Raw genomic sequence first — 988 nt, 5'->3', positions numbered from 1 at the left:
ACCAAGCAAACTGATTTCAACGGCATCAAAGTATTGGATAACCGTACTGCAACGGATTCAAGCTATGATTTCCAGGTCGGTTCGAAAGATAACGAACAAATCAGCATTGCTATCGGTAAAAGTTCAGGCTGGAACCTGGCAACAGCTAACGCTGATGGCACTTCAGGTGATACCGTAAATACTTACGCTTTCACTAAGAAAGCTGCACTTGATACTGCACAGACTGACTACGATACGGCGAACACTGCGTATTTAGCTGCGGTTAAAAGCGGTGTTGCTGGTGATATTACGACAACCAAAGCGACATTGGATACTAAGAACACTGCATTAACTACTGCAGTGAAAGATGCAACTGCCGTTAATGAAGCGGTAAATGGTAAAGCGCGTACTGTAGCAGCCAAAGGCTTCGACGTATTGAATGGCACAGTGGCAGCTGATGGTAAAGCAACCGGCACCACGCCGTTGGCTGATATCGATAAGGCACTGAAAGCGGTTGATACTCAGCGCAGCGTGTTAGGTGCGTCTCAGAACCGTTTTGAGTCAACCATCACCAACCTGAACAATACAGTAAACAACCTGACTTCAGCCCGTAGCCGTATTCAAGATGCGGATTACTCAACTGAAGTGTCCAACATGAGCCGTGCACAGATTCTGCAACAAGCGGGTACTTCTGTTCTGGCTCAGGCTAACCAGGTTCCACAAACAGTATTGTCTCTGCTGCGTTAATTTCACGCTTGATTTAATAGTAAGCCTCCGATATTCGGGGGCTTTTTTATTTCAGCGTAGGAGAATGAACCGCCGGATATACAGCTAAAGATTTGGATGAGCCTGCCGATAATAAAAAAGACGGTGATTGAAGCCGTGGGCAAATAAGCCTGAACCTTAGCCGAATCATATTTAAAGGAATACCTACTATGGCGGTCATTAACACTAACAGCCTGTCTCTGCTGACTCAGAACAACCTGAACAAATCCCAGTCTTCTTTAGG

At 45.7% G+C, this 988-nt stretch carries 1 protein-coding gene; it reads left to right on the top strand.

Features of this window, described 5'->3' with window-relative positions:
- On the top strand, nucleotides 1–726 hold a 726-nt coding region (locus tag FTB31_RS08885; protein WP_227731294.1), incomplete at its 5' end, for a flagellin.
- Nucleotides 727–988: the final 262 nt, after the last annotated feature.

The organism is Yersinia proxima, from assembly GCF_902170785.1.
In the GTDB taxonomy this organism is placed as follows: domain Bacteria; phylum Pseudomonadota; class Gammaproteobacteria; order Enterobacterales; family Enterobacteriaceae; genus Yersinia; species Yersinia proxima.
This window is presented reverse-complemented; position numbering and strand designations above follow the sequence as displayed.